Raw genomic sequence first — 23,821 nt, 5'->3', positions numbered from 1 at the left:
ATTAAGCTCTAGTTTCGTATAACTTTCTTTCAGCAAGAACAGTTTTAACTTTTGCTATATCCTTCTTAACAAACTTTATTCTAGCTGTATTTTCTAATTGACCAGTAGCTAATTGGAATCTTAAGCTAAATAATTCACTTTTGAAGTCGTTTAATTTGTTCATTAGCTCTTCGCTTGTTAAATCTCTTAATTCTTTAGCTTTCATCCTATTCACCACCCTTTACTTCTAAATCTTCTTTTTTAACAAATTTACATTTGATTGGTAATTTATGTGCAGCAAGTCTCATAGCTTCTCTTGCTTTATCTTCAGAAACACCTGCTAATTCAAACATAACTCTTCCTGGCTTAACTACAGCTACCCAATATTCTGGAGAACCTTTCCCTGCACCCATACGAGTTTCTGCTGGTTTTCTTGTTACTGGTTTATGAGGGAATATTTTTATCCAAACCTTTCCCCCTCTTTTTATATATCTAGTCATCGCGATTCTGGCAGCTTCTATTTGATTAGAAGTTATCCAAGAAGCTTCTAAAGCTACTAATCCAAACTCACCATAAGTAACTTTGTTACCTTTATGAGCTTGCCCAGCCATACTTCCTCTATGAACTCTACGACGCTTTACTCTTTTTGGCATTAACATGAGTATTTTTCCTCCTTCCTTGAACCTAACTATTATTAATTTCCTTTGTTTTCAGTTCTTTGAGGTCTTGATCCACCTTGAGGTCTTTGTCCACCTTGAGGTTTTTGTCCTCTGTAGTTTCCTCTGTTATCGTTTCCTCTTCTATCGTTTCTTCTGTTATCTCTCTTGTTGTCTCTTCTGTCGCTCTTTCTGCTTTCTTCTCTTGGATTTACACCATCTCTAGTTGGTAAAACTTCACCATTACATATCCAAACTTTTATACCTATTTTTCCATAAGTAGTATCAGCTTCAGCGAAACCATAATCTATATCTGCTCTTAAAGTTTGTAGTGGCACATTTCCTTCACTATAACCTTCAGTTCTAGCCATTTCAGCTCCACCTAATCTTCCTGAAGCAGAAACTTTTATCCCTTTAGCACCAGATTTCATTGCTCTTTGTATAGCTTGTTTCATTGCTCTTCTGAAAGCAACCCTTCTTTCTATAGCTAAAGCTATATTTTCAGCTACTAATTGAGCATTTTTATCTGTACTTCTTACTTCTACTATGTTAACTATTATACTTTTCTTTGTCATTTTTTCTAATTCAACTTTTAATGCTTCGATTCCAGCACCAGCTCTTCCTATAACTACTCCTGGCTTAGCAACATGTAAGTCCATTTTTATTTTATTAGCTGATCTTTCTATTTCTATTCTAGCAACTCCAGCTGAGTATAATCTTTTCTTTAAGAATTTACGTATATTATGGTCTTCTAATAATAAGTTTCCGAACTCTTTTTTATCAGTAGCGAACCATCTTGAGTCCCAATCTTTTATAACACCGACCCTTAAGCCGTGTGGATTAACCTTTTGACCCATTACTTTCCCTCCTATCTATTAATTATTTTTTTTCTTTCACAACAACCTCTATATGAGAAGTTCTTTTTCTTATTGTAGTTGCACGACCCATAGCTCTAGGCATGAATCTCTTCATTGTTGGCCCTTGATTAGCAACTATTGATGCTATATATAATTTTTCAGTATCCATTTCGTGATTGTTTTCTGCGTTAGCTTTAGCTGACTTTACAACTTTAGCTATTATTGAAGCTGCTCCTCTTGGAGTGAACTTTAATATCGCTAATGCTTCATCAACATTCTTTCCTCTAACAAGGTCACAGATTTGGCCTGCTTTTCTTGGTGATACACGTACATATTTAGCAGTAGCTTTTGCTTCCATTGTTATTCCTCCTTTCTTAGTCATAATTTAATTATTTTCTCTTATTAGATTTTTCGTCATCCTTATGTCCTTTGAAAGTTCTAGTAGGAACGAACTCACCTAATTTGTGTCCAACCATATCTTCTGTTATATATACTGGAACATGTTTTCTTCCATCATGAACAGCTATAGTGTTTTCTACCATTTGTGGAAATACAGTTGAAGATCTTGACCAAGTTTTTATAACTTCTTTATTTCCGCTAGCATTCATAGCTTCTATTTTCTTTAAAAGTCTTGCATGGACAAAAGGTCCTTTTTTAGTTGATCTTGACATTTATATTCCTCCTTTCCGAGCAAAAATAAATTTACTACTTAGTTCTTCTTGATACTATTAACTTATTTGAAGCTTTGTTTTTCTTTCTAGTTTTGTATCCAAGAGCTGGTTTACCCCATGGAGTAACAGGAGATGGTCTACCTATTGGAGATCTACCTTCCCCTCCACCGTGTGGATGGTCATTAGGGTTCATTACAGAACCTCTTACAGTAGGTCTTATTCCCATATGTCTTTTTCTACCTGCTTTACCAATAACTACGTTACCGTGCTCTATATTTCCAACTTGTCCTATAGTAGCTTTACAGTTTATGCTTACTAATCTCATTTCACCTGATGGTAATCTTAATAAAGCATTTTTTCCTTCTTTAGCCATTAATTGTGCAGAAACTCCAGCAGATCTAACTAATTGAGCTCCTTTTCCTGGCTTTAATTCTATATTATGAATGATAGTACCAACTGGCATATCTTTTAATGCTAAACAGTTTCCTGGTTTTATATCAGCACCTAATCCTGATAAGATAGTATCTCCAACGTTGATTCCAACTGGAGCTAATATATATCTTTTTTCTCCATCAGCATAGTTTAATAATGCAATATTTGCAGTTCTGTTTGGATCATATTCTATAGTAGCAACCTTAGCAGGTATACCATCTTTATCTCTTTTAAAATCTATTATTCTATATTTTCTTTTTTGTCCTCCACCTCTATGACGAACAGTTATTCTACCATGTACGTTTCTACCAGCATTTTTCTTTAAGTTAACTAAAAGAGATCTTTCTGGTTGGTTACATGTTATTTCCTCAGAAACTAAAACTGTCATTTGTCTTAAGGCAGGAGAAGTTGGTCTAAACTTTTTTATAGCCATCTGTTTTCCCTCCTTCGTTTGTTATAATATTACATTCCTTGGAAGAATTCTATTTCTTTACTATCAGCAGTTAATTTAACTACTGCTTTCTTAAAGCTTGCTGTTCTTCCTTGAGTTCTACCCATTCTTTTAACTTTTCCATCGTAGTTTAAAGTATTTACTTTATCAACACTAACTCCGAATACTTTTTCTACTGCTTTTTTTATTTCAGTTTTGTTCGCATCTTTAGCCACAACAAAAGTGTATTTTTTTTCACCCATTTCAGCCATACTGTGCTCAGTTACAACTGGTCTTATTATTACATCATGTGGATTAGTCATTATGCGTACACCTCCTCCACTTTTTTAACAGCATCTGTAGTTATTATAAATGAATCATATTTTAATATATCATATACATTCATAGTATTAACTAATGCAGTTTGAACACCTTCTATATTTCTAGCTGATTTTATTACATTATCATTTTTATCAGCTATAACTACTAAAGCTTTTTTAGCAGCATTTATATTATTTAATATTTGAGCGAATTCTTTAGTTTTAGGAGCATCCATGTTTAATGCATCTAATACTATAACTTCACTATTTTGTATTTTTGAAGATAAAGCACTCTTCATAGCTAATCTTCTTACCTTCTTAGGTAATGTATATTTGTAACTTCTTGGTTTAGGTGCAAAAGCAACTCCTCCACCTACCCATTGTACAGATCTTGTAGAACCTTGTCTTGCTCTACCTGTTCCTTTTTGTTTCCAAGGTTTTCTTCCGCCACCTCTAACTTCTGCTCTAGTCTTAGCAGATTGAGTTCCTTGTCTCTTATTTGCTAATTGATTTTTTACAACTTCATATAAAACATGTCCATTAACTTCTACGCCAAATATAGAATCTGATAATTCTATTTCTCCAACGTTTTGTCCACTAACATTTAGTACATTTAATTTTGGCATTGTTATTCCTCCTTTCTCTAGGTTAGTCATTATTTAGAAACCTTTACAGCTTCTTTTATAGTTACTACTGAACCTTTAGCTCCTGGTATAGCTCCCTTAACTAATATAAGGTTCTTATCAGCATCTACTTTCACAACCTCTAAGTTTTGAACTGTTACCTTTACGCTTCCCATGTGTCCAGCTAATTTTTTGTTTTTAAATACTCTACCTGGGTAAGAACAAGCTCCCATTGAACCTGGTCTTCTGTGGTATCTAGAACCGTGAGATTCAGGACCTCTACTTTGTCCATGTCTTTTTATTGGACCTTGGAATCCCTTACCTTTACTTATTCCAGTAACATCTATTTTTGCACCTGCTTCAAATACATCAGCTTTTATTTCTTGTCCAACTGTGTATCCTTCTACAGAATCTACTCTAAACTCTTTTAAATGTTTCTTTAAAACATTAGCAGCAGCTAAGTGTCCTTTTTTAGGCTTGTTTAAAGATTTTTCTTTAGCATCTTCAAAACCTATTTGTATAGCATTGTATCCATCTTTATCAACTGTTTTTATTTGAGTAACGACCATAGGTCCTGCTTCAACAGCTGTTACAGGTATAACTACACCTTTATCAGTGAATATTTGAGTCATACCAACTTTTTTTCCTAATATTCCATTCATATTAGCACCTCCTATAATTCTTACAGCGGATTACATCATTTTAGAAGTAATCATTCTAAGATAGTTACCTATAGGATAATATCTTAGGGGTTCTTATAATTTTATTTCTATATCTACACCTGCTGGTAAGTCTAATCTCATTAATGAGTCAACTGTTTTAGGTGTTGGATTAGCTATGTCGATTAGTCTTTTATGAGTTCTTATTTCAAATTGTTCTCTAGAGTCTTTGTACTTATGTACGGCTCTTAATATAGTTACAATTTGTTTTTCTGTTGGTAGAGGCACAGGTCCTGAAACTTGTGATCCAGCCTTTTTAGCAGTTTCAACTATTTTACCTGCTGAAAAATCTAATAATTTGTGATCATATGATTTTAATCTTATTCTTATTTTTTCATTCTTAGCCATTTTGTTTTCCCTCCTTTATCACGTGTTTAATTTTCAAGTTGCGTACAACTAATACCGATACACTGCTCCGGGTGTGTTGTAACTTTCAAATCGACATCAGTTCGTATTTCACTAGGATTTAATTCTTATTTTCTTAATCTCTCAAGCACACTATTATATTTTATATCATCTGTTACATTTTTTCAAGTTTTTTTTATGTTTTTTTCAATTTTATTTTCTCTTACAACATTATAACCTTAAACTTGATTATGAATCTATCTCAAGGCACTAGTTTAGTATATATGCTTTATTGCTACTTGTCAACAAAAAACAAAAAAGAGAGGTTAAACCCCCTCTTTTTTTATATGAAATCAATTAGCTTAGTAAAAGATTATTCGATTATTGTAGCAACAACTCCTGAAGCTACTGTTCTTCCACCTTCTCTTATTGAGAATCTTAATCCTTCTTCTACAACTATTGAATTTATTAAGTCTACTTCCATTGTTACGTTATCTCCAGGCATTACCATTTCTATTCCATCTGGTAACTTACAAGCTCCTGTTACATCTGTTGTTCTGAAATAGAATTGTGGTCTATATCCATCAAAGAATGGTGTATGTCTTCCACCTTCTTCTTTTTTAAGTACATATACTTCTGCAGTAAATTTTGTGTGTGCTTTTACTGATCCAGTCTTTGCTAGTACTTGTCCTCTTTCTATTTCGTTTCTTTGTACTCCTCTTAATAATGCTCCTATATTGTCCCCTGCTTGTGCTTGGTCTAATAATTTTCTGAACATTTCTACTCCTGTTACTACTACTTTTCTTGGTGCTTCTGTTAATCCTACTAATTCTACTTCGTCTTGTACTTTTAATACTCCTCTTTCCACTCTTCCTGTTGCAACTGTTCCTCTTCCTGTGATTGAGAATACGTCTTCTACTGGCATTAAGAATGGTTTGTCAGTATCTCTTTCTGGTGCTGGTATATATTCATCTATTTGCTCGAATAATTCTACTATTTTATTTCCCCACTCACTCTTTGGATCTTCTAATGCCATTAATGCTGATCCTCTTACTATTGGAGTATCATCTCCTGGGAAATCATATTCTGTTAATAAATCTCTTACTTCCATTTCTACTAGTTCTAATAACTCTTCATCATCTACCATGTCACATTTGTTTAAGAATACTACTATATATGGTACTCCAACTTGTCTTGATAATAGTATATGCTCTCTTGTTTGTGGCATTGGTCCATCTGTTGCTGAACAAACTAATATTGCTCCGTCCATTTGTGCTGCTCCTGTTATCATGTTCTTAACGTAGTCAGCATGTCCTGGGCAGTCAACGTGTGCGTAGTGTCTGTTTGGAGTTTCATACTCAACGTGTGCTGTTGATATTGTGATTCCTCTTTCTCTTTCTTCTGGAGCTTTATCTATGTTTGCGAAATCTACTGCTTCTCCTAATTGGTATCTGTCATATAATGTTTTTGTTATTGCTGCTGTTAATGTAGTTTTACCATGGTCAACGTGTCCTATTGTCCCTATATTAACATGAGGTTTTGTTCTTTCGTATTTAGCTTTAGCCATTTTGAATTTCCTCCCTTTATCTTGTGCAAGACGAGACAAGTCTCGTCTTGCTGATTATTTTTTATATTTATATTATTAATTAATTTTTAAATTATTTTCCTTCAGCTATCTTTTTAGCAACTGAAGCTGGAACTTGTTCATAGTGATCGAATATCATTGTATAAGTTGCACGACCTTGAGTTGAAGATCTTAGGTCTGTAGAGTATCCAAACATTTCTGAAAGTGGAACAAATGCATTTATAACTTGTGCACCACTTCTTGCTTCCATTCCTTGGATTAATCCTCTTCTTGAGTTTAAGTCACCCATAACATCTCCCATGTAATCTTCTGGAGTAACAACTTCTACTTTAAAGTAAGGCTCTAAAAGAACTGCATTACCTTTCTTCATAGCATCTTTGAATGCCATTGAACCAGCCATCTTGAACGCCATTTCAGAAGAGTCAACTTCATGGTAAGAACCATCATATAACTCAACAGCAACGTCTACAACTGGATATCCAGCAACTATACCAGATTGCATAGCTCCTTGTATACCCATGTCAACTGGACCAACATATTCTTTTGGTACAGATCCACCAACAGTTTTGTTTGTGAATTTGTATCCTTCACCTGGCTCTTGAGGAGCAACTCTAATCTTAACGTGACCATATTGTCCTCTACCACCTGATTGCTTAGAGTACTTGTATTCAACATCAACTGGTTGAGTTATAGTTTCTCTATATGCAACTTGTGGAGCACCAACTTTAGCTTCTACTTTAAATTCTCTTAATAATCTATCTACTATTATCTCTAAGTGTAATTCACCCATACCAGATATTATAGTTTGTCCTGTTTCTTGGTCAGTTTTAACTGTGAAAGTTGGGTCTTCTTCAGCTAATTTTTGAAGAGCTATACCCATTTTTTCTTGAGCTGCTTTAGAACTTGGTTCTATAGCAACAGATATAACTGGCTCAGGGAATTCCATAGATTCAAGTATTATTGGATTAGCAGGATCACATAATGTGTCTCCAGTAGTAGTATCTTTTAATCCTACTGCTGCTGCTATATCTCCAGCATAAACTTTAGTTATTTCTTCTCTTGTATTGGCATGCATTTGTAGTATACGACCAATTCTTTCTCTCTTATTCTTAGTTGCATTTAAAACATAAGAACCAGATTCTAATGTTCCAGAGTAAACTCTGAAGAACGCTAGTTTTCCAACAAATGGGTCAGTCATTATTTTGAATGCTAATGCAGAGAATGGCTCTTCATCAGAAGAATGTCTTTCAGCTTCCTCTCCATCTTCCAATATACCTTTTATAGCTGCTATATCAGTTGGTGCTGGTAAGTAATCTAAAACTGCATCTATTACTAACTGAACACCTTTGTTTCTATAAGCTGTACCACAGAAAACTGGGTTCATCTCACACGCTATAGTAGCTTTTCTTATAGCAACTTTTAGTTCATCTATAGTAGGTTCTTCACCTTCAAGATATTTCATCATTAACTCTTCGTCAGTTTCAGCTACTGCTTCAACTAATTTTTCTCTCCACTCTGTAGCTAATTCTTTCATATCTTCTGGTATGTCTGTTTCTTCCATTTCAACACCTAAGTCGTCTTTGTATATAACAGCATCCATTTTTAATAAGTCTATTATACCTATAAATGAATCTTCTTTACCTATTGGTAATTGCATAGGAACTGCATTAGAATTTAATCTAGATTTCATCATGCTTACAACATTGTAGAAATCTGCGCCTAATATATCCATTTTATTTACAAAAGCTATTCTAGGTACTCCATAAGTTTCAGCTTGTCTCCATACATTCTCAGATTGAGGTTCAACCCCACCTTTTGCACAGAATACAGCAACTGAACCGTCAAGAACTCTTAGAGATCTTTCAACTTCAACTGTGAAGTCCACGTGTCCAGGAGTATCTATTATATTTATTCTATGGTCTTTCCATGAAGCAGTAGTAGCGGCAGAAGTTATTGTTATACCTCTTTCCTTTTCTTGCTCCATCCAGTCCATTTGAGAAGCCCCTTCATGAGTTTCTCCTATCTTATGAGTTTGCCCAGTATAAAACAGGATTCTTTCTGTAGTAGTAGTTTTCCCTGCATCTATATGAGCCATGATTCCTATATTCCTAGTTCTTTCCAAAGGAAACTTTCTAGCCATGGTTATCCTCCTTATGATATCCTCAATTTTATAAGATATCTATATATCCTACCATCTATAATGAGCAAATGCTTTATTAGCTTCTGCCATTTTATGAGTATCTTCTTTTTTCTTAACTGAAGCTCCTGTGTTGTTAGCTGCGTCCATTATTTCTTTAGCTAATTTATCAACCATTCCTTTTTCTCCACGAGCTCTAGTGTATTTTACTAACCATCTTAAACCTAATGTTTGTCTTCTTTCAGGTCTAACTTCGATTGGTACTTGGTAGTTTGCCCCACCAACTCTTCTTGCTTTTACTTCTAAAACAGGCATTATATTATCCATTGCCTTATTAAATACTTCTAAAGCATCTTCTCCTGTTTTTTCAGCAATAACTGTGAAAGCATCATAAACTATTGTTTGAGACTTTCCTTTTTTTCCGTCTACCATTAAATTATTTATTAATTTAGTAACTACCTTACTCCCATACATAGGATCTGGTAAAACTTCTCTCTTTGGAACATTACCTTTTCTTGGCATTTCGCTTCCCTCCTTAATTATTTAACTTAAATCATAGGTACTCGACATAAATTATTTAATGCCGTGATGCCATAAATATCTATATATTTAAAGCACCGAACTATAATCAATCATTAATTGTTTTTATTTTTTAGCGTCCTTAGGTTTCTTAGCACCATACTTAGATCTTGATTGTCTTCTCTTATCAACACCTGCTGTATCTAAAGTACCTCTTAGTATATGGTATCTAACCCCTGGAAGGTCTTTTACTCTTCCGCCTCTTATAAGAACAACACTATGCTCTTGTAAGTTATGTCCTTCTCCTGGTATATAAGCAGAAACTTCTATACCATTAGTTAATCTAACTCTGGCAACTTTTCTTAAAGCTGAGTTAGGTTTCTTAGGAGTAACTGTTTTTACTGAAGTACAAACCCCTCTTTTTTGTGGAGCACTAGCGTCAGTTACTTTCTTGTTTAAAGAGTTGTAACCTTTTTGTAATGCTGGAGCAGTAGATTTCTTTTCAACTGCTTTTCTACTTTTACGAACTAATTGGTTAATTGTTGGCATCATCTGCACCTCCTTCCAAATTTTCGATCTTATCAGTGACCGCCAACTACATCAATATGAATACTCATACTGACTGATTGTAACATTTGTTACTTACAATTTAATGTCTATAACACATGAATATGTGATATTAGCATTTTTCTAGCTTGATGCTTTTAGTTCTTGTTTATTGCCATTTAAAAGTCACTAAGAGCTCATATAAGCCCTTAGTGTACTTTTAAACAACACACTTTACTATTTTAACACCACAAATAATGGTTGTCAAGATTTCTTTACTCTATCTGCCATTAATCTTCAATTTTTTCAACAGCTATATTTCTATATTTCTTCATTCCTGTTCCTGCTGGTATTAGCTTACCTAATATAACATTCTCTTTAAGCCCTATTAGGTGGTCTTCTTTACCTTTTATTGCAGCTTCTGTTAATACTCTTGTTGTTTCCTGGAATGAAGCTGCTGATAAGAATGAATCAGTTGCAAGAGATGCTTTAGTTATACCAAGTAATACTCTTTTAGCAACTGCTGGTCTTAAGTCTTTAGCTATAGCTTCTTCGTTACATCTATTAAATGTTAATACATCTTCATATCCACCTGGTAATAAATCTGTATCTCCTGGGTCTTCAACTTTAACTTTAGATAGCATTTGTCTTACTATAACTTCTATATGCTTATCGTTAACATCAACCCCTTGAAGTCTATAAACCCTTTGAACTTCTTTAACTATATATTCTTGAACACCTTTAACACCTTTTACTCTTACTATATCATGAGGATTTATAAATCCTTGTGTTAAAGGATCTCCAGCTTCTAATATCTGTCCTTGCTTAACTTTTAATCTAGAACCATATGGTATCACATATGTTTGAGTTTCGCCTTCTTCTGGTATTACATTTACTTCTTTTCTCTTTCCAGTTTCATCTATTTCAACTCTACCAGATACTTCAGTTATTACAGCTAAACCTTTTGGTTTTCTAGCTTCGAATAATTCTTCAACCCTTGGAAGACCTTGAGTTATATCGGCTCCTGCAACCCCTCCAGTATGGAATGTACGCATTGTAAGCTGAGTACCCGGCTCACCTATAGATTGAGCTGCTATTATACCAACTGCTTCACCTATATTAACTTCTTTTCCTGTAGCTAAGTTTCTACCATAGCACTTAGAACAAACTCCATGATTAGTTTTACAGTTAAGAACTGTTCTTATCCTAATTTTTTCAATTCCTAAATCTACTATAGTTTCTGCTTCATCTTCTTGTATCATAGCATCAGCTTCAACTATAACTTCACCAGTTTCAGGATTTAATATAGGGTCTATAGTATATCTTCCTACAATTCTATCATATATTTCTTCTATAACTTCATTTCCTTCTTTTATAGCATAAATTTCTGTAGTATCTTCTGTTCCGCAATCTACTTCTCTTACAATAACATCCTGACTTACATCAACAAGTCTTCTTGTTAAGTATCCAGATTCAGCCGTACGTATAGCTGTATCGGCAAGACCTTTTCTGGCACCATGTGAAGATGTAAAGTATTCAAGTACTGATAAACCTTCACGGAAATTAGATTTAACTGGTATCTCAACTGTTTTACCAGATGCATTGGCCATAAGACCACGCATACCTGCTAGCTGTCTAATTTGGTTTTTAGAACCTCTGGCTCCTGAATGTGCCATTATATATATATTGTTTAATCTATCTAGTCCACCCATAAGAGCATCAGTAACCTTATCAGTTGTTTCTGTCCATGTCTCTATAACTTTTTCATATCTTTCTTCATTAGATATTAAACCTCTTCTGTATGCTTTTTCATATTTATCAACTTTTTCTTCTGCCTCAGCTATAAATACTTTCTTTTCTTCTGGAACACTCATATCAGCAACAGCAACTGTTATACCACCTAATGTAGAATATTTAAATCCTAGAGATTTTATATAATCTAGTAATTCCGCTGTTTCTGTATTTCCATGTTTTCTAAAGCACTTATCTATTATTTTACCAAGAGATTTTTTATCTGCTAAGAAGTCAACTTCTAGAGCAAATGGGTTTTCATTTCTATCTACAAATCCTAAATCTTGAGGTATGCTTTCATTAAATATAAATCTACCAACTGTACTTTCAACTAATGAACTTCTTCCATCTTCAAGAGTCACCTTTAGTTTTACTAACGCATGTAGATGAACTGATTTATTGTAATAAGCAAGTAATAGCTCATTAAAGTCTTTAAATACCATTCCTGTTCCTTTAGCATCATCTTGTGCTTCTATTGTTAGATAATAACAACCTAAAACCATATCCTGAGATGGAGTAGTTATAGGAGAACCATCTTTAGGAGCAAGAATGTTGTTTACAGAAAGCATTAAGAATCTTGCTTCTGCTTGTGCTTCTACTGATAAAGGTACATGGACTGCCATTTGGTCACCATCGAAGTCTGCATTGTAAGCTGTACACACAAGTGGATGTAGCTTTATAGCTTTACCTTCAACCAAGATTGGTTCAAATGCTTGTATACCTAATCTATGCAGAGTCGGCGCACGGTTAAGAAGAACTGGATGGCTTTTTATAACATCTTCTAAAACATCCCAAACTTCTGGCTTAACTTTTTCTACTATAGATTTTGCACTTTTTATATTATGTGCATATCCTTCTTTAACTAGTTTATCCATAACAAATGGCTTAAATAGTTCTAGTGCCATTTTCTTTGGAAGACCACATTGATAGAATTTAAGTTCTGGTCCAACAACTATAACAGAACGTCCTGAGTAGTCAACACGCTTACCAAGTAAGTTTTGACGGAAACGACCTTGTTTACCCTTTAACATATCTGATAAAGACTTAAGTGGTCTATTTCCAGGCCCTGTTACAGGTCTACCTCTTCTACCATTATCTATTAATGCATCAACTGCTTCTTGAAGCATTCTCTTTTCATTTCTTACAATTATATCTGGAGCTCCAAGCTCTAATAATCTCTTAAGTCTATTATTTCTGTTTATAACTCTTCTATATAAATCATTTAAGTCTGAAGTTGCAAATCTTCCACCATCAAGTTGTACCATTGGTCTTAAATCTGGTGGTATTACTGGTATCGCATCTAAAATCATCCATTCTGGTTTATTCCCAGATTTTTTAAATGCTTCTACAACTTCTAATCTTCTTATTGTTCTAACTTTCTTTTGTCCTGTACTGTCTTTTAATTCCGCTCTTAGGTCTTTGCTTTGTTGCTCTAAGTCTATGTTTTGTAACAATATCTTTACAGCTTCAGCACCCATACCTACAGTAAAAGTATATCCATATTTTTCAAGAGCAGTTCTATACTCTTTTTCTGTCAATAACTGCTTCTCATTCAATCCAGTTTCTCCTGGATCAACTACTACATATGAAGCAAAGTATAGTATTTTTTCCAATGATCTTGGTGACATATCAAGTAAAAGTCCCATTCTACTTGGTATACCTTTAAAGTACCAGATGTGAGACATAGGAGCTGCTAGCTCTATATGTCCCATTCTTTCTCTTCTTACTTTCGATTTAGTTACTTCTACTCCACATCTATCACAAACTACACCTTTGTATCTAACTCTTCTATATTTACCACAATGGCACTCCCAGTCTTTTTGTGGTCCAAATATTCTTTCACAGAAAAGACCATCTTTTTCTGGTTTTAAAGTACGGTAATTTATAGTTTCTGGCTTTTTAACTTCTCCTCTAGACCATTGTCTTATTTTTTCTGGAGAAGCCAATGCTATTTTTATCGACTCGAAATTGTTTAATTCAAACAAGGAGTTCTCTCCCTTCTATTTGAGATTTACATTAATTAAATTTACATATCAAAGTCATCACCATCAAAGTCTATTTCTTCTTCAAATAAATCTTCTTCAGCAAATTCTTCTAAATTCTCTATATCCTCATCTTCTACGGTTTCCGTAAAATCATCTTCAATTTCTTCTATTATATTACTTTCTTCAACTTCTCCCATGTTATTTACAACATCTAGTTCAAATTCACCTATTGTGTCATCTTCATCTACAGATTCTCTTACTTCTATTTCTTGATCTTCATCTGTTAATACTTTTACATCTAAGCATAAACTTTGAAGTTCTTTTATAAGAACCTTAAATGATTCTGGGATTCCTGGCTCAGGTATGTTTTCACCTTTAACTATAGCTTCGTAAGTTCTAACTCGACCTACAACATCATCAGACTTGACAGTAAGTATTTCTTGAAGTATGTGAGCAGCTCCATATGCTTCTAGAGCCCAAACCTCCATCTCTCCAAATCTTTGTCCACCAAATTGTGCTTTACCACCTAGTGGCTGTTGAGTAACTAATGAGTATGGTCCAGTACTTCTTGCATGTAGTTTTTCATCAACTAAATGATGTAGTTTTAAGTAGTACATATATCCAACAGTTATTCTATTATCAAAAGTTTCACCTGTTCTACCATCATATAAAGTTAATTTACCATCTCTAGGATATCCAGCTTCTTCAAGAGCATCCATTATATCATACTCATTGGCACCATCAAATACTGATGTTGCAACATACCATCCTAAAGTCTTAGCAGCAAGTCCTAAATGAACCTCTAAAACCTGACCGATGTTCATACGTGATGGTATACCTTGTGGGTTAAGTATTATATCTAGTGGAGTTCCATTTTCCATAAATGGCATATCTTCTTCTGGTAATATTCTTGAGATAACCCCTTTATTCCCATGACGACCAGCCATTTTATCTCCAACTTTTATTTTTCTCTTTTTAGCTATATAACATCTTACCAATTCATTTACTCCTGGAGATAAATCATCTCCATTTTCTCTAGTAAATACTTTTACATCAACTATTATACCAGATTCACCATGAGGTACTTTAAGTGAAGTATCTCTAACTTCTCTAGCCTTTTCACCAAATATTGCACGAAGTAATCTTTCCTCAGCAGTAAGTTCAGTTTCCCCTTTTGGAGTTACTTTACCAACTAGTATATCTCCTGAATCTACTTCTGCACCTATTCTTATTATACCTCTGTCATCTAAGTTCTTAATTGCACTATCTCCAACATTAGGTATATCTCTAGTTATTTCCTCTGGCCCTAGTTTTGTATCTCTAGCTTCACATTCATATTCTTCTATATGAATTGTTGATAATCTATCTTCTTTAACTAATCTTTCATTTATTAATATGGCATCTTCGTAGTTATAACCTTCCCAAGTCATGAATGCTATAAGACAGTTTCTTCCAAGTGCTACTTCTCCTAAATCAGTTGCTGGACCGTCTGCTATAACATCTCCTTGCACTATTTGCTCACCTTTAGTTATTATAGGTGTTTGATTTATACAAGTACCTGAGTTTGAACGTTTAAACTTAAGTAGATTATATCTATCTCTGTTTCCATCTTCTCTTTTTATAATTATCTCATCCGCTGTTACTCTTTCTGCTATACCAGAATTTCTAGCAACAACAACTGCTCCAGAGTCTTTTGCAGCTCTATATTCTATACCAGTTCCTATAATTGGTGCTTCTCTTCTAACTAGAGGCACTGCCTGACGTTGCATGTTCGCTCCCATAAGGGCACGGTTGGCATCATCATTTTCTAAGAAAGGTATCATAGCAGTGGCAACAGATACAACCTGCTTAGGAGATATATCCATATAGTCTACTCTGCTTTCAGGAACCATTTCAACAGCACCATTTACAGTTCTACAAACAACTCTATGGTTTAAGAATTTACCATTGTCTGTTAATGGCTCATTTGCCTGAGCTCTTACGAATAAATCTTCTTCATCAGCAGTTAAATAATGTATCTCATCAGTAACTGTTGATGTTACTTTATCAAATTTTCTATATGGTGATTCTATAAATCCAAACTCATTTATTTTTGCATAAGTTCCAAGAGAGTTTATAAGACCGATGTTTGGTCCTTCTGGAGTCTCTATCGGACACATTCTACCGTAGTGTGAATGGTGAACGTCACGCACTTCGAATCCAGCTCTTTCTCTTGAAAGACCTCCAGGCCCAAGAGCTGATAGTCTTCTCTTATGTGTTAACTCAGATAAAGGATTTGTTTGGTCCATGAACTGAGATAACTGAGAACTACCAAAGAATTCTTTTATTGCAGCTGAAACTGGTCTTATGTTAACTAACGCTTGAGGCGTTATAGCTTCCATATCTTGAACTGTCATTCTTTCTTTTATGACTCTTTCCATTCTTGAAAGACCAATTCTAACTTGGTTTTGTAATAATTCTCCTACAGATCTTATTCTTCTATTTCCTAAATGGTCTATATCATCAATGTTTCCTATATTATAGAAGATATTGAATTCATAACTTATTGAAGCTATTATATCGTCTAATAATATATGTTTTGGTATAAGTTCTTTAATTCTTGATTTTATAGCTTCTTTTATTTCTTCTTCATCACTATATCCATCTAAAATTTCTTTTAATGTTGGATAATGCACTTTTTCTTTTATGTTTAAATCATCTATGTCAAAATCAATATGAGACTTAATGTCTACAAAATTATTTCCTATAACTCTAACTTTCTTATCATCATCCATTAATAGATTTACTACATTTATACCTGCATTTTGTATATCTTTAGCTAACTCATAGCTTATTTTTTCTCCAGCTTTTACAAATACTTCTCCTGTTTCAGGATTTATTATGTCTTCTGCTGAAATTCTATTCATAATTCTATAGCATAAAGCAAGCTTTTTATTAAATTTGTATCTACCAACTTTTGCTAAATCATATCTCTTTGGATCAAAGAATAAAGCATTTAGTAAAGATGATGCACTTTCTACAGTAGGTGGTTCACCTGGTCTTAATTTTTTATATATCTCAACAAGACCTTCCTCTACTGTCTTAGTATTATCTTTTTCTAATGTGGCAGATAATCTTTCGTCTTCTCCTAAAAGGTCAATTATTTCTGCATCTGTCCCTATTCCTAAAGCTCTAAGTAAAACTGTAACTGGTTGTTTTCTTGTTCTATCAACTCTTACAGATATTACATCGTTAGAATCTGTTTCATATTCTAACCATGCTCCTCTATTAGGAATTACAGTAGATGAAATTAATCTCTTACCTGTTTTGTCTCTCTCTTCCGCATAGTAAACACCAGGAGATCTAACTAATTGACTTACGATAACTCTTTCTGCCCCATTTATAACGAAAGTTCCTCTTTCTGTCATTAAAGGGAAGTCACCCATAAATACTTCTTGTTCTTTTATTTCACCTGTTTCTTTATTTATAAGTCTTACCTTAACTTTTAGAGGTGCACAATATGTAGCATCTCTCTCTTTACACTCTTCTATATCGTACTTTGGTTTATCGTCTAAAGAGTAGTCAACAAATTCCAATATAAGATTACCAGTATAATCTTCTATTGGTGAAATATCATCAAACACTTCTTTTAAACCTTCTTTTAAAAACCACTCATAGGAATCTACTTGAATTTCTATAAGATTTGGCACATCAGCTATTTCCTTAATTTTAGAAAAGCTCATTCTAGTTCTTTTACCTATCGTGACAGGATGTGGCATTCACTTTTCACCTCTCAATAATTAAAAATAAAACAATAGTTCATTCTAACGCATCTAATAATTTTAGCATAATGTCAAGTATTTTTCAATATATTTTTTATCTTATATGTAAACTATGCATTATTTTTGATTTTTTGTAAATTATTTTAAGCATATATTATGTATTATGTACAATTCTCCAATATAAAATCCAATTTTTTCATTTATCGGTTTAATTTTCTAGAAAAAGTTACATTCTAATACCATACCCATATTTAATTATAATTTCATAAATAAGTACTAGTAAATAATTATATTTATACAAAAGCTGTTAAATATACAAAATAAAGACCATAAATGAATTTAATCTGGAGTTTTAAATCTTAAACTATTTCCATCATAAATTATATCTACAGTCTTTATAAAAATAGAATTTCTACTATAATTAAGTTTTTTATTTTTACTATTATATTAGTAATATAATTATCCTAATATATTATCTGCAAACTGTGGCGTAGGTAAACCAAATCCTCCAGCTACTTCAAGTAAGTCTCCTGTTATAAAGGATGAATCATCACTAGCATAGAATAAAACAGCTTTTGCTATGTCTTCTGGTTTCCCTATACGATTTAAAGGAACATGCTTTAGGAACTCCTTTATGAATTCTGGAGACATATTATCTAAAGCAGCTTTGGTTGCAATAAGGCCTGGAAGTACAGCATTACATCTAACATTGTCTTTTGCATATTGTGTTGCTATATTTTGAGTTAATGAGTTGATTGCTGATTTTGATACACAATAAGCTATTCTAGATAGGTCAGGCAATACTGAACCTATACTAGATATATTTATTATACTTCCCTTGCCATTCTTTATCATATGAGGAATAGCAGCTTTACATGGTAAATATACACTTTTTAAATTAGTATTTACTGTATCAAAGAAATTATCTGTATCTCCAGTTAAAAGGTCTTTATCAAGTGAGGGATTTGTCGAACCAAAATTATTTACAAGTATATCTATCTTACCTTCTTTTTTAACTACATCTTCTATCATTGAAGTAAACGTTTCTTCTTCACGAGCATTAAAATAAACAAACTTAGCACACCCGCCTTCTGCACTTATTCTGTCTATAACTTCATTAGCCAATTCTTCTGAACGAGCTGCTAAATATACAACTGCTCCATTTTGTGCCAATATTTCAGCTGATGCTAATCCAATACCTTTAGTTGCTGCAGTAACCACTGCAACTTTACCTTGTAATTTTTCCATTATTAACTCCTCCTTAAATGCATTTCTTAAAATCTACATATTTCGATTTTTAGAAGTATTTCACTCATTTTAAATTTGTATTTGTTAATTAATTATTTATTACATTTTATTTTTAAAGTATTTTTGTAAATTTTTAAAACAATATGTAGTTTTACATAATTTGTCTTTTATTATATCACCTTATATATGCACATTACAATAATTGTTTATATTTTAATTTAACATCTGTATTTAACATAGTAAAAACAGATTCTTTAATAGCATTAAATTAAAATCTCATTACACACTATATGATACCCTTAATTTAATACTATTATATAAATTTTTTTATTTTATAGAAATATTTTATTCACAATTTTTTATAAATAAAAAAAGATACCCAAATGGGTATCTTTTTAAAGAAACTACTTAACTTCTACTTTAGCTCCAGCAGCTTCTAATTTTTCTTTTATTTGATCAGCTTCTTCTTTAGAAGCTCCTTCTTTAACTGTCTTAGGAGCATTGTCAACTACTTCTTTAGCTTCTTTTAATCCTAATCCTGTTATTTCTCTAACTGCTTTTATAACTCCAACTTTTGAAGAACCAACCTCAGCTAATACTACATCAAACTCAGTTTTTTCTTCAGCAGCTGGTCCACCAGCAGCTGCACCAGCTACCATTACTGGAGCTGAAGCTGATACGCCGAATTTTTCTTCAGCAGCTTTAACTAATTCATTTAATTCTAAAACTTTCATATTTTCTATAGCTTCTAATATTTGTTCTATTGTCATTTTTAGCACCTCCGAATTTTCTTTTCAAATTAATATTTATAATTTTTTAGTTAAGCAATTAAGCTTCTTCTTGACCTTCTGCCTTTTTCGCTATTGCATCTATTAAGTATGCAAAGTTTGATATTGGAGCTTTTAAGCTACCAAGTAATTTAGCGATAAGAACTTCTCTTGATGGTATGTTAGCCATTTCAACAATCTTAGCTTCGTCATAGAATACACCTTCTACAACACCCATCTTTAATTTCATCTTTGGATGAGAATCCATGAATCCTTTTAATATTCTAGCTGGAGCAACTGGATCATCATATCCAAATGCTATAGCATTAGTACCAATTAATAATTCTTCATTGAATTGCTCTATACCAACTTCTTTAGCTGCTCTTCTAACTAAAGTATTTTTATATACTTTGTAATCTACACCAGCTTCTCTCATTTGTTTTCTTAACTCAGTTACTTCTTCAACTGTTAACCCTTTGTAATCAACAACAACGGCAGCAGAAGATTTTTGTAACTTTTCAACTATTTCAGAAACAACTTCTGATTTAATTTCTATAGCTTTTCTCATCTAGATGTGCACCTCCTTCACCAAATAGGCTTAGTATTTACCGCAACATTATAAAAAGCTTTTGTTGCCAAAAGTAGACATCAAAAGCTTTAGTAATCTCAATTTATCTAAAACCTCGGTGGGATATTAAGCTTTCGCACCCACTATCTACGGCAAATCTATTCTTTTTTACATTGACAAATGATATGATAACATTTTTGTCAACCTGTGTCAACAGTTTTATTATTCAGCTGTTCTTGCTGGGTTTATTTTAACTCCAGGTCCCATTGAAGAAGCTACAGTTATACTTCTTAAATATTGTCCTTTAGCAGCAGCTGGTTTAGCTTTTATTATAGCATCCATTAATGCAGCAAAGTTTTCAGATAATTTTTCTCCACCAAATGATACTTTTCCTACTGGAACGTGTATTATGTTAGTTTTGTCTAATCTGTATTCAACTTTACCAGCTTTTATTTCATCTATAGCTTTAGCTACATCAAATGTAACTGTTCCTGATTTAGGGTTTGGCATTAAACCTTTTGGTCCTAATACTCTACCTAATCTACCTACTACACCCATCATGTCTGGAGTAGCAACTACTATATCAAAATCAAACCAGTTTTCACCTTGTATTTTTTGAACTAATTCTTCAGCTCCTACAAAATCAGCACCAGCTTGTTCAGCTTCCTTAGCTTTTTCACCTTTAGCAAAAACTAAAACTCTTTTAGTTTTACCAGTTCCGTGAGGTAATACAACTGCACCTCTTACTTGTTGATCAGCATGTCTTGAGTCAACACCTAATTTAATGTGTGCTTCTACTGTTTCGTCAAATTTAGCTCCAGCTATATCTGAAACTAATGTTAATGCTTCTGATGCATCATAGAACTTAGTTCTATCTACTTTTTGTAATGCACCTGCATATCTTTTACCTTTTTTAGCCATTTTATTTTCCTCCTTGTGGTTAATCTCGGCTTTTCGCCTCCCACTTTATAAAAAAAAGTGTATCTTTTAATTAGTCTTCTACTACAACACCCATGCTTCTAGCAGTACCAGCTATCATACTCATAGCAGCTTCTACTGATGCAGCATTTAAGTCAGGCATTTTTAATTCAGCTATTTCTCTTACTTGAGCTGAAGTTATTTTAGCAACTTTCTTTTTGTTTGGTTCTCCAGAACCTGATTTTAAGTTTAATGCTTTTTTAATTAAAACTGCAGCTGGTGGAGTTTTTGTTATAAAACTGAATGATCTATCTTGATATACAGTTATAACAACTGGTATTATCATTCCAGCTTGATCTGCAGTTTTAGCATTAAATTCTTTTGTGAATCCCATTATATTAACACCATGTTGTCCTAATGCTGGTCCAACTGGTGGCGCTGGAGTAGCCTTTCCTGCAGGTATTTGTAATTTTATTTGACCTATAACTTTTTTAGCCATTTTGAGCGCACCTCCTCAGATTTTTCTATAATAATAGTATTAGATTTTTTCTATACCTTCAAGCTCTATTACAAATAGAGTCCTTTTACCAAATGCATTTATGCACACTTTAACTTCTCTGTTTTCTAAGTCAATTTCTTCTATGTTTCCTACTTGTCCACTAAATGGTCCTTGAGATACCTTTACTGTATCTCCTATTTCAAAGTCAATATCACTATTTACTACTTTAGGTTCAGTTGTATCTATACCCATAGCTTTAACTTCTTCTTCACTTAATGGTACTGGTTTTGAACCAGGTCCAACGAAACCTGTAACTCCCTTAGTATTTCTTACTACATACCAAGATTCATCAGTTATTATCATTTTAACCAAAACATAACTTGGATAAACTTTACGTTGTCTAGTTTTTTCTTTTCCAGTTTTAGTAGTTTCCACTACCTCTTCTGTTGGAACAACTACTTGTCTTATGCAGTCTTCCATACTTCTTGTTTTAACTGCTTTTTCTATTGTAGCTTTAACTTTATTTTCATGTCCCGAATAAGTATGAACTACATACCAACTTGCTTCTTGTAATTCTGACATTTAACTTACCTCTTTTCGTCTATTTTAGTAATAACGCTAGTGCACCAGATAATATAGTGTCTATACCCCATACTAATATAGTGCATGAAATAACTACAGTTAAAACTATACCTGTGTTTTTAAACAATTCTTTTTTTGTCGGCCATGTAACTCTTTTCAATTCTTGTTTAGTTTCTTTTAAATAACCAAATAAACTGAATCTCTTTTTAGTTTTTGCACCGTCATTTGTTTGGGCAGCCATTCCATACTCACATCCTTATAAAACTATTTTGTTTCTTTATGAGTTGTATGCTTTTTACAGAATCTACAATATTTTTGTAATTCTATTCTGTCTGGATTATTTTTCTTATTCTTAGTAGTGTTGTAGTTTCTTTGCTTACACTCTGTACATGCTAAAGTTACTTTAACTCTCATCTGATACACCTCCAACTTTGTAATACAATAATATATATTGTTAATATATGTGAATATAATATCTTTAAAATATGTATTTATTAAAAATCTACAGTATTTAAGATATTATTAACTTCCTATAATCATTACCTTGTATAAGTTATCACAAAATCCTATGCTGTGTCAATGTTTTTGTATTTCTATGTTAAAAAAAGAGGAGCATAACCCCTCTTTTTATTATTCTTTAATCCATCAGTTTAGTAATAAGAATTACTCTATTATTGTAGCAACAACTCCTGAAGCTACTGTTCTTCCACCTTCTCTTATTGAGAATCTTAATCCTTCTTCTACAACTATTGAATTTATTAAGTCTACTTCCATTGTTACGTTATCTCCAGGCATTACCATTTCTATTCCATCTGGTAACTTACAAGCTCCTGTTACATCTGTTGTTCTGAAATAGAATTGTGGTCTATATCCATCAAAGAATGGTGTATGTCTTCCACCTTCTTCTTTTTTAAGTACATATACTTCTGCAGTAAATTTTGTGTGTGCTTTTACTGATCCAGTCTTTGCTAGTACTTGTCCTCTTTCTATTTCGTTTCTTTGTACTCCTCTTAATAATGCTCCTATATTGTCCCCTGCTTGTGCTTGGTCTAATAATTTTCTGAACATTTCTACTCCTGTTACTACTACTTTTCTTGGTGCTTCTGTTAATCCTACTAATTCTACTTCGTCTTGTACTTTTAATACTCCTCTTTCCACTCTTCCTGTTGCAACTGTTCCTCTTCCTGTGATTGAGAATACGTCTTCTACTGGCATTAAGAATGGTTTGTCAGTATCTCTTTCTGGTGCTGGTATATATTCATCTATTTGCTCGAATAATTCTACTATTTTATTTCCCCACTCACTCTTTGGATCTTCTAATGCCATTAATGCTGATCCTCTTACTATTGGAGTATCATCTCCTGGGAAATCATATTCTGTTAATAAATCTCTTACTTCCATTTCTACTAGTTCTAATAACTCTTCATCATCTACCATGTCACATTTGTTTAAGAATACTACTATATATGGTACTCCAACTTGTCTTGATAATAGTATATGCTCTCTTGTTTGTGGCATTGGTCCATCTGTTGCTGAACAAACTAATATTGCTCCGTCCATTTGTGCTGCTCCTGTTATCATGTTCTTAACGTAGTCAGCATGTCCTGGGCAGTCAACGTGTGCGTAGTGTCTGTTTGGAGTTTCATACTCAACGTGTGCTGTTGATATTGTGATTCCTCTTTCTCTTTCTTCTGGAGCTTTATCTATGTTTGCGAAATCTACTGCTTCTCCTAATTGGTATCTGTCATATAATGTTTTTGTTATTGCTGCTGTTAATGTAGTTTTACCGTGGTCAACGTGTCCTATTGTCCCTATATTAACATGAGGTTTTGTTCTTTCGTATTTAGCTTTAGCCATTTTGAATTTCCTCCCTTATCTTTCGA

General features: G+C 33.2%; 25 protein-coding genes and 1 other annotated feature. All 25 genes read right to left on the bottom strand.

Features of this window, described 5'->3' with window-relative positions:
• Position 1: 1 nt before the first annotated feature.
• The gene (gene rpmC, locus IC175_RS18135) at positions 2–205 is read right to left on the bottom strand and encodes a 50S ribosomal protein L29 (protein WP_003421158.1); all 204 of its coding nucleotides are present in this window, start codon (positions 203–205) and stop codon (positions 2–4) included.
• A gap of 1 nt (position 206) precedes the next feature.
• Positions 207–638 carry a 50S ribosomal protein L16 gene (gene rplP / locus IC175_RS18130; protein WP_003421160.1) on the bottom strand — a complete coding sequence of 144 codons (432 nt, stop codon included), beginning with the start codon at positions 636–638 and terminating at the stop codon, positions 207–209.
• 35 nt (positions 639–673) lie between these two features.
• Entirely contained in the window at positions 674–1,492 is an 819-nt protein-coding gene (gene rpsC / locus IC175_RS18125) for a 30S ribosomal protein S3 (protein WP_227437025.1), read from the bottom strand.
• Positions 1,493–1,514: 22 nt separating this feature from the next.
• Positions 1,515–1,850 carry a 50S ribosomal protein L22 gene (rplV, locus tag IC175_RS18120; RefSeq protein WP_009887891.1) on the bottom strand — a complete coding sequence of 112 codons (336 nt, stop codon included), beginning with the start codon at positions 1,848–1,850 and terminating at the stop codon, positions 1,515–1,517.
• Positions 1,851–1,881: 31 nt separating this feature from the next.
• Positions 1,882–2,163, bottom strand: coding sequence for a 30S ribosomal protein S19 (rpsS, locus tag IC175_RS18115; protein WP_003421166.1), 282 nt, complete (start codon positions 2,161–2,163; stop codon positions 1,882–1,884).
• A 34-nt stretch (positions 2,164–2,197) separates the two neighbouring features.
• Positions 2,198–3,028 carry a 50S ribosomal protein L2 gene (rplB, locus tag IC175_RS18110; RefSeq protein WP_227437027.1) on the bottom strand — a complete coding sequence of 277 codons (831 nt, stop codon included), beginning with the start codon at positions 3,026–3,028 and terminating at the stop codon, positions 2,198–2,200.
• Between the two features lie 29 nt (positions 3,029–3,057).
• A complete protein-coding gene (gene rplW, locus IC175_RS18105) occupies positions 3,058–3,348 on the bottom strand; it encodes a 50S ribosomal protein L23 (RefSeq protein WP_003421170.1) in 291 nt (96 codons plus the stop codon).
• Positions 3,348–3,971 (bottom strand): 50S ribosomal protein L4, encoded by a 624-nt coding sequence (gene rplD, locus IC175_RS18100; protein ID WP_227437028.1) that lies wholly within the window; start codon positions 3,969–3,971, stop codon positions 3,348–3,350. Before rplD ends, rplW begins: the two co-directional genes overlap by 1 nt.
• Positions 3,972–4,000: 29 nt before the next feature.
• Complete coding sequence (gene rplC / locus IC175_RS18095; RefSeq protein ID WP_227437029.1) at positions 4,001–4,630, bottom strand: 50S ribosomal protein L3; 630 nt, start codon at positions 4,628–4,630, stop codon at positions 4,001–4,003.
• A 93-nt stretch (positions 4,631–4,723) separates the two neighbouring features.
• Positions 4,724–5,035, bottom strand: coding sequence for a 30S ribosomal protein S10 (gene rpsJ / locus IC175_RS18090; protein ID WP_054268679.1), 312 nt, complete (start codon positions 5,033–5,035; stop codon positions 4,724–4,726).
• A gap of 370 nt (positions 5,036–5,405) precedes the next feature.
• A complete protein-coding gene (gene tuf, locus IC175_RS18085) occupies positions 5,406–6,599 on the bottom strand; it encodes an elongation factor Tu (protein WP_227437055.1) in 1,194 nt (397 codons plus the stop codon).
• A 91-nt stretch (positions 6,600–6,690) separates the two neighbouring features.
• The gene (gene fusA / locus IC175_RS18080; protein ID WP_227437035.1) at positions 6,691–8,757 is read right to left on the bottom strand and encodes an elongation factor G; all 2,067 of its coding nucleotides are present in this window, start codon (positions 8,755–8,757) and stop codon (positions 6,691–6,693) included.
• Between the two features lie 48 nt (positions 8,758–8,805).
• Positions 8,806–9,276 (bottom strand): 30S ribosomal protein S7, encoded by a 471-nt coding sequence (gene rpsG / locus IC175_RS18075; protein WP_227437037.1) that lies wholly within the window; start codon positions 9,274–9,276, stop codon positions 8,806–8,808.
• 123 nt (positions 9,277–9,399) lie between these two features.
• Positions 9,400–9,822 (bottom strand): 30S ribosomal protein S12, encoded by a 423-nt coding sequence (rpsL, locus tag IC175_RS18070; RefSeq protein WP_227437039.1) that lies wholly within the window; start codon positions 9,820–9,822, stop codon positions 9,400–9,402.
• A 287-nt stretch (positions 9,823–10,109) separates the two neighbouring features.
• Positions 10,110–13,595: a DNA-directed RNA polymerase subunit beta' gene (gene rpoC / locus IC175_RS18065; RefSeq protein WP_227437041.1), complete on the bottom strand. Its 3,486-nt coding sequence runs from the start codon at positions 13,593–13,595 to the stop codon at positions 10,110–10,112.
• Positions 13,596–13,636: 41 nt separating this feature from the next.
• Complete coding sequence (gene rpoB, locus IC175_RS18060) at positions 13,637–17,353, bottom strand: DNA-directed RNA polymerase subunit beta (protein ID WP_227851843.1); 3,717 nt, start codon at positions 17,351–17,353, stop codon at positions 13,637–13,639.
• Between the two features lie 462 nt (positions 17,354–17,815).
• Complete coding sequence (locus IC175_RS18055; protein WP_227437045.1) at positions 17,816–18,604, bottom strand: SDR family NAD(P)-dependent oxidoreductase; 789 nt, start codon at positions 18,602–18,604, stop codon at positions 17,816–17,818.
• A 404-nt stretch (positions 18,605–19,008) separates the two neighbouring features.
• Positions 19,009–19,374 carry a 50S ribosomal protein L7/L12 gene (gene rplL, locus IC175_RS18050; protein WP_021382505.1) on the bottom strand — a complete coding sequence of 122 codons (366 nt, stop codon included), beginning with the start codon at positions 19,372–19,374 and terminating at the stop codon, positions 19,009–19,011.
• Positions 19,375–19,432: 58 nt separating this feature from the next.
• On the bottom strand, positions 19,433–19,939 hold the full coding sequence (rplJ, locus tag IC175_RS18045) for a 50S ribosomal protein L10 (protein ID WP_227437047.1): 507 nt from the start codon (positions 19,937–19,939) through the stop codon (positions 19,433–19,435).
• Positions 19,940–19,981: 42 nt separating this feature from the next.
• Positions 19,982–20,110 (bottom strand) — a sequence feature (ribosomal protein L10 leader region).
• 51 nt (positions 20,111–20,161) lie between these two features.
• Positions 20,162–20,860 (bottom strand): 50S ribosomal protein L1, encoded by a 699-nt coding sequence (gene rplA, locus IC175_RS18040; RefSeq protein ID WP_227437049.1) that lies wholly within the window; start codon positions 20,858–20,860, stop codon positions 20,162–20,164.
• A gap of 70 nt (positions 20,861–20,930) precedes the next feature.
• The gene (gene rplK, locus IC175_RS18035) at positions 20,931–21,356 is read right to left on the bottom strand and encodes a 50S ribosomal protein L11 (protein ID WP_054268674.1); all 426 of its coding nucleotides are present in this window, start codon (positions 21,354–21,356) and stop codon (positions 20,931–20,933) included.
• Between the two features lie 39 nt (positions 21,357–21,395).
• Entirely contained in the window at positions 21,396–21,938 is a 543-nt protein-coding gene (nusG, locus tag IC175_RS18030) for a transcription termination/antitermination protein NusG (RefSeq protein ID WP_227437051.1), read from the bottom strand.
• A gap of 19 nt (positions 21,939–21,957) precedes the next feature.
• Complete coding sequence (gene secE / locus IC175_RS18025; protein ID WP_227437053.1) at positions 21,958–22,179, bottom strand: preprotein translocase subunit SecE; 222 nt, start codon at positions 22,177–22,179, stop codon at positions 21,958–21,960.
• A 23-nt stretch (positions 22,180–22,202) separates the two neighbouring features.
• Positions 22,203–22,352: a 50S ribosomal protein L33 gene (gene rpmG, locus IC175_RS18020; RefSeq protein ID WP_003421192.1), complete on the bottom strand. Its 150-nt coding sequence runs from the start codon at positions 22,350–22,352 to the stop codon at positions 22,203–22,205.
• 249 nt (positions 22,353–22,601) lie between these two features.
• Positions 22,602–23,795: an elongation factor Tu gene (tuf, locus tag IC175_RS18015; protein ID WP_227437055.1), complete on the bottom strand. Its 1,194-nt coding sequence runs from the start codon at positions 23,793–23,795 to the stop codon at positions 22,602–22,604.
• Between the last annotated feature and the right edge of the window lie 26 nt (positions 23,796–23,821).

Source organism: Clostridioides sp. ES-S-0123-01 (genome assembly GCF_020658415.1).
In the GTDB taxonomy this organism is placed as follows: domain Bacteria; phylum Bacillota; class Clostridia; order Peptostreptococcales; family Peptostreptococcaceae; genus Clostridioides.
This window is presented reverse-complemented; position numbering and strand designations above follow the sequence as displayed.

Coding starts and splice junctions, on each gene's coding strand:
- rpmC (WP_003421158.1), bottom strand. CDS start 205: ATGAAAGCTAAAGAATTAAGAGATTTAACAAGCGAAGAGCTAATGAAC.
- rplL (WP_021382505.1), bottom strand. CDS start 19,374: ATGACAATAGAACAAATATTAGAAGCTATAGAAAATATGAAAGTTTTA.
- tuf (WP_227437055.1), bottom strand. CDS start 6,599: ATGGCTAAAGCTAAATACGAAAGAACAAAACCTCATGTTAATATAGGG.
- rpmG (WP_003421192.1), bottom strand. CDS start 22,352: ATGAGAGTTAAAGTAACTTTAGCATGTACAGAGTGTAAGCAAAGAAAC.
- rpsJ (WP_054268679.1), bottom strand. CDS start 5,035: ATGGCTAAGAATGAAAAAATAAGAATAAGATTAAAATCATATGATCAC.
- rplW (WP_003421170.1), bottom strand. CDS start 3,348: ATGACTAATCCACATGATGTAATAATAAGACCAGTTGTAACTGAGCAC.
- secE (WP_227437053.1), bottom strand. CDS start 22,179: ATGGCTGCCCAAACAAATGACGGTGCAAAAACTAAAAAGAGATTCAGT.
- rplA (WP_227437049.1), bottom strand. CDS start 20,860: ATGGCTAAAAAAGGTAAAAGATATGCAGGTGCATTACAAAAAGTAGAT.
- rpsG (WP_227437037.1), bottom strand. CDS start 9,276: ATGCCAAGAAAAGGTAATGTTCCAAAGAGAGAAGTTTTACCAGATCCT.
- fusA (WP_227437035.1), bottom strand. CDS start 8,757: ATGGCTAGAAAGTTTCCTTTGGAAAGAACTAGGAATATAGGAATCATG.
- rplC (WP_227437029.1), bottom strand. CDS start 4,630: ATGAATGGAATATTAGGAAAAAAAGTTGGTATGACTCAAATATTCACT.
- tuf (WP_227437055.1), bottom strand. CDS start 23,795: ATGGCTAAAGCTAAATACGAAAGAACAAAACCTCATGTTAATATAGGG.
- rpoB (WP_227851843.1), bottom strand. CDS start 17,353: ATGCCACATCCTGTCACGATAGGTAAAAGAACTAGAATGAGCTTTTCT.
- rpsS (WP_003421166.1), bottom strand. CDS start 2,163: ATGTCAAGATCAACTAAAAAAGGACCTTTTGTCCATGCAAGACTTTTA.
- rplK (WP_054268674.1), bottom strand. CDS start 21,356: ATGGCTAAAAAAGTTATAGGTCAAATAAAATTACAAATACCTGCAGGA.
- nusG (WP_227437051.1), bottom strand. CDS start 21,938: ATGTCAGAATTACAAGAAGCAAGTTGGTATGTAGTTCATACTTATTCG.
- rplV (WP_009887891.1), bottom strand. CDS start 1,850: ATGGAAGCAAAAGCTACTGCTAAATATGTACGTGTATCACCAAGAAAA.
- rpsC (WP_227437025.1), bottom strand. CDS start 1,492: ATGGGTCAAAAGGTTAATCCACACGGCTTAAGGGTCGGTGTTATAAAA.
- rplJ (WP_227437047.1), bottom strand. CDS start 19,939: ATGAGAAAAGCTATAGAAATTAAATCAGAAGTTGTTTCTGAAATAGTT.
- rplB (WP_227437027.1), bottom strand. CDS start 3,028: ATGGCTATAAAAAAGTTTAGACCAACTTCTCCTGCCTTAAGACAAATG.
- rpsL (WP_227437039.1), bottom strand. CDS start 9,822: ATGCCAACAATTAACCAATTAGTTCGTAAAAGTAGAAAAGCAGTTGAA.
- rplP (WP_003421160.1), bottom strand. CDS start 638: ATGTTAATGCCAAAAAGAGTAAAGCGTCGTAGAGTTCATAGAGGAAGT.
- rplD (WP_227437028.1), bottom strand. CDS start 3,971: ATGCCAAAATTAAATGTACTAAATGTTAGTGGACAAAACGTTGGAGAA.
- IC175_RS18055 (WP_227437045.1), bottom strand. CDS start 18,604: ATGGAAAAATTACAAGGTAAAGTTGCAGTGGTTACTGCAGCAACTAAA.